The following is a 4959-nucleotide window of genomic DNA, read 5'->3' as shown; positions in this document are numbered from 1 at the left end:
GGATCGCCGAGGCTTCCGGGAAAAGTACGAACATCGAACTGGTGAACCAGCTCACCAAACTCGGCGGGAACGGTCCGATCATGGCCAATGCACTGGCCAGTTTCGGCCTCAAGGTGACTTATCTCTGCAACCTTGGGTACCCGCACCTCCACCCTGTCTTCCACGAGTTTGCCAGGCGGGCGGAAGTCCATTCCATTGCCGAGCCCGGACATACTGACGCGCTCGAATTTGAGGACGGCAAGATCATGCTGGGAAAACACTCCTCGCTCAAGGAAATCACCTGGCCCAACATCCTCGCGCGGTTCGGTCGCGAAAAATTCGCGGCGAAATTCGAAAACGCCGACCTCGCCGCGTTCGTCAACTGGACGATGCTTCCCCACATGAGCGACATCTGGAACTCTCTGTTGAACGAGCTTTGTCCCGGCCTGAAACCGCCGCGCCGCATGATGTTCTTTGACCTGTGCGACCCTGAAAAACGCACCACGGGAGACATCGCCCGCGCACTGGAGATGATCAAACGGTTCGAGAACCATTTCAATGTCGTTCTCGGCCTGAACGAGAAGGAAGCCAATGAAATTGCCGAAGTGCTGGGGCTCCGTGGCAGGGCGCACAGCGCGGAGGCGCTTTCCGCACTCGCGCGGGAGTTGCGCGCCAGACTACCCGTCAGCACGATTGTCATACATCCGGTTTCCTATGCGCTGGCCGTCAGCGGAGAATCGGTCGATCTCGTCAAAGGGCCTTACATTTCCAAACCGAAGATCACTACCGGCGCGGGCGACCATTTTAACGCGGGTTTTTGCCTGGGCAAACTGCTTGGATTCGACAACGCAATGAGCGTGCTGACCGGTGTCACAACAAGTGGCTACTACGTTCGCACGGCGACGAGTCCGTCCATCACTCAATTGACCGGGCTGCTGCGCAAATGGCCGGGAAAATAAGCACGTTTGGAAATCGTCCCACTTGACTCGCAGCCAGGGAACTTCGACTGTTTGCATCAAAACCGGCGACAAAATGATTCTTCCCGTCGTTAAATACGGGCATCCGGTCCTGCGACAGAAGGGCGCCCGCGTTGAGAAAATAACGCCGCAAATCAAGCAGCTGATCGAGGATTTGCTGGACACCATGTACGCCGCGGCGGGGGTCGGACTGGCCGCTCAACAGGTCGGCCACGCGCTGCAACTGACCGTGATCGACGTGCGCGAAATCAAAGACCGGCCTTCAACCCTTCAATTACAGGGCGAGCCATCCGACGTCAGCGCGTTCATGCCGCTCGTGTTGATGAACCCGGAAATCATCCCTGCGGCACCACCGGTGGCCGGCCCGGAAGGGTGTTTGAGCTTCCCTGAAATATATGCCGACATCACCCGGCCGGAATCGGTGGATGTCGTCGCGCTCGGTGAGGATGGTCAGCGCCTTGAATTTCGCTGCGGCGGCCTGCTCGCTCGCGCCATTCAGCATGAAACGGATCACCTTCAGGGCATCCTCTTCATTGACCGCATGAACGCGGAGACCAAGAAGGAGCTCAAACCCCAGTTGGAAGAGTTGAGGCGAATGAATCAGAAGTGAACGCGGGCGTTGATCGGGATTCTTCAACGCGTTGGGCGAGACCGGAAACGCTTCATCAGCGCGTCCGTCTGGAACCAATCCGCGACGCTTAAACCCAAATCGTACCGACCGTTCGTTACGCCGCGCGTTGGAATTCAATTCCACGACAGGTCCTCGGGCGTTTCGGACAGGAGGCGGTATTTCCATCCTTTTTGTCGTAGAATTGTTTTCCAGAGTTCTCCGGCGTCCGTGCTGAAGACCAGTTCAATCGAGGCAGGATGGGTCAGCCAGGCCTCGCGTTTCATTTCGTCGTCGAGCTGGCCCGGACTCCAGCCCGCGTAACCGGCAAAGATCCTTAACTGCTGGGTCGAGGAAAAACCCTGGCCAAGCTCCACCAGATCATCCAGCGAGTGGCCAACGTTGAGGTTGGGCATCACGTTTGAGTTGAGCAGAAAACTGTCAGCGTGCAGGAAACTGAGCGCCTGTGGTTGCACCGGCCCGCCGAGATACAGTTGCAATTTCTTCAGACTGTCTGCCATGTCGGCAACGATCACTTCGCCGACTTCGTTGCCGCTCGACCGGTTCAGCACCAGCCCGAATGCGCCCTCCGGATCGTGCTGGCAGACCAGGACGACCGCCCTATGAAAAAACGAACCGCGTAGCTTGCCTCCGTCGAGCAGCAACTGGCCTTTCAATGATGTGAAACTGTCCGGCATGTGATCCGCACAAAATAATTTGCATAAGCCTCCCGCGCTGACAACCCTGATTCGTTCGAGCTGTACAAAAAATTTGTCCGACTACCGGAGGTTGTGGTCCGCGGCGGCTGGACGGGAGTGGGTGATTGACCCGGCGTTGAGGTAGCGGGCGTTTCGGACCAATCCCTCGACGCCGTTTGAATGCCGGCAATGAAAGCGGCGCGCACCCCCTTTTGCGAGTCGCGCTGCTACCGAATCAAAAGGACGCCGCGCTATTTGGATTTCAGAAACAGTTCCTTCGTTTCCGAAGATCCTTCGACTTCGATAAGGACTGAGCCGCTGCGCACCTCCAGGCAGTGGACCACGACGTTCGTCCTGGCAACTCTGACTTTTCCCGATTCTCCCGCACTGAGGGCGCGATCATTCACCAATGCCAGCCGTCGACTGCCCGTTCCCGAGATTCCGATCAGCGTAAGCGTATCGGGCACAGGAGTGGGGGCGGGCTTCGGCAACGGAACAAACTCTGCCGTTGCGGATCGCCGGGGCTGAAACCTCACCCTTCTGACGCGATCCAGGTCTTTTCCGTCAAGACTCGCGTCGAGTCCCGACTGCATCCATTCCATGAGGGTGTAAAATCCGTATTGGTTGTCCGCAGCGAGGAACAAATCGAACTGCCCCCGCGTGTAATGATTCGCCCTGATGATTTTCTGCTCCTGTTCGTGCCCCAGGTAAGCCATGAGCTTGTAGGCGACCAGTTCGCAGAATCCTTCCACGGCGTCCAAATGAACCTGCCGGGCGCGTGTCACATGTTCGTTGACCCATGAATGCGCCATCTCGTGAGCGCAGACGGCCATCAACCGCGCCCGGGGCAGGCCACTGAGCAAACTGATCGCATGTTTCATCTCACCCTGCTCGTTCGTGCGGCTCCGGATGTAACCGAATATGGAGGGGCATTGGTTATCGAATCCGGCCTTCTTGAACAACTGCTCCATGTGGACCTTATCGACCACTGCCGTGGTCACGTTCGTTGGAAAGCTCAGAAATCTCGAAAATACCCTGTCCAGTTCACCCCTGGCCTCACTGCACACCTGCAACGCCTCGTTCTCCGACAGGACGACGCCTTTCGCGTCGCGCGCGCACAACACACGCCCGTCATCCAGGGTCGTGAAGTTGTTCTTGACCGGTAGCGCGCAGAGATAGCACCGCGTTGTCAAGGCGAGGCACTTGCCACAAACGCTCACCTGCTGGTCGGTGACTCTGTCCTGAATCGTGTAAAGGACCGAGTCGAACGGCATGTCGCATACCGCGCAACGTTGCGCCTGAAGACTGGCGGCGCAGTTGATCGCCACAAGAATTGTTAGAATGAAATGTTTCATCGGCTGCACACCACCTGCCCGGCGGCTTTCGTTATCCGCAAGGACGAGCCACTCTGCGTCATTCGCAGCAAATCAAATACCAGCCGCAATCGTGACGACGTCAAATCAAAGCCGGCCACCAGCCGCATCTCGCTGTAACACAGACCGATCCCGACGTCGTGATTCGCTATTTCGGGCCCACCAATTCCAGCGCGGACTCGGCCATCTTTGCCGCGGTCAGGTTGTGCTTCTCGTAAAGATGCTCCGCGATGTACGCGGACTGGCCGAATTCGCCTTTGATGCCCAGTGATTTCATCCGATGCGCGATGCCGGCCTGCGACAGGGCGTGCGAAACCTGCGCGCCCATGCCACCGATGGTCTGGTGATCTTCGATCGTCACCACGCGGCCGGAGCAGTTCCGGACCTCCGCGCCAATCGTGTCGAGATCAACGCGGTTTATGAACGGGTTGTTGATGACGGTCGCCCTGACGTTCTGTTCCGCCAGTCTCCGGCCAGCCTCGATGGCTTTGCTCAGCAGTGGACCGCAACCGACGAGAACCACATCACTCCCCCGCTGCAACACTTGTGCCCTGCCCCACTCATACCGGGCGTTCTCAACCCACGAGAGTGGATAATTCTCGCGCCCGACAAAGAAAATATAGGATTCGCCATCGTGGCCTCCCGCCCGGTCCGCCGCGTAACGCTTGATGGCTTGGTACATGAGCGCCTCTGCTTCATCCGAACAGGATGGCGCGACCACCACGGTGTGCGGAATCGCGCAGGTGGCGGCAAGATAAGTCGTCGCCTGATGCGACGCGCCGTCGGCCGCATCCTGAAACCCCACATGTGAGAACATCGCAATGACCGGTGCCTGTGAAAGCGCGGCCATCGTCAACGGGAGATTACCCTTGGTGACGCCGAACTGTCCAAATGTGTCCACGATGGGAATGAAGCCCATTTTGGCAAAGCCCGCGCCCGTGCTGATCATGTTCGCTTCGGCGATGCCGACCTCGACAAACCGCTGGGGCAAACTTTTTTGGAACGTGCTGATACCTGTCGAACCCTGCACGTCCGACGAAATGGAGTACACAGGAAATCCCTCCTGCGCCGCGCGGACTGCCGCCCTGGCCAAACCACTCTGCACTTTGTCTTTCTTCGGCGACGGCGGTGGGGGTGGATTCGCCGCGGCTTTCGCCTTCTTTGCCGCCTCCTTTTTCTCCCAATCGAGACGAAGCGCACTCGCCCAGTTTACAAACTCGTCCGGCGGCGGCTGGCCTTCGTAGATTTCATTCACCCAGTCCACGATCTTCTCCCCGTTGGCGAGCGGAAAACCGTGGCCACCCGTGGCGTTTTCCTGGGTCGCC

At 58.3% G+C, this 4959-nt stretch carries 5 protein-coding genes; 2 read left to right on the top strand and 3 right to left on the bottom strand.

The window, feature by feature from the left end; translation table 11 throughout:
- Nucleotides 1-938 (top strand): hypothetical protein (locus VN887_02400; protein ID HXT38853.1); only part of this gene is annotated, 938 nt, incomplete at its 5' end.
- A 73-nt stretch (nucleotides 939-1011) separates the two neighbouring features.
- Entirely contained in the window at nucleotides 1012-1566 is a 555-nt protein-coding gene (gene def / locus VN887_02395) for a peptide deformylase (protein ID HXT38852.1), read from the top strand.
- Nucleotides 1567-1700: 134 nt separating this feature from the next.
- On the opposite strand, the gene VN887_02390 is transcribed toward def, so the two are convergent.
- From VN887_02390 to VN887_02380, 3 genes are all read right to left on the bottom strand, one after another.
- Nucleotides 1701-2261, bottom strand: a complete 561-nt coding sequence (locus tag VN887_02390; GenBank protein HXT38851.1) for a YqgE/AlgH family protein — start codon at nucleotides 2259-2261, stop codon at nucleotides 1701-1703.
- A gap of 251 nt (nucleotides 2262-2512) precedes the next feature.
- On the bottom strand, nucleotides 2513-3616 hold the full coding sequence (locus tag VN887_02385) for a protein DA1 (protein HXT38850.1): 1104 nt from the start codon (nucleotides 3614-3616) through the stop codon (nucleotides 2513-2515).
- Between the two features lie 166 nt (nucleotides 3617-3782).
- The coding region (locus tag VN887_02380; protein HXT38849.1) for a transketolase C-terminal domain-containing protein at nucleotides 3783-4959 on the bottom strand (1177 nt) is incomplete at its 5' end.

The sequence above is a fragment of the Candidatus Angelobacter sp. genome (assembly GCA_035607015.1).
Lineage (GTDB): Bacteria > Verrucomicrobiota > Verrucomicrobiia > Limisphaerales > AV2 > AV2.
This window is presented reverse-complemented; position numbering and strand designations above follow the sequence as displayed.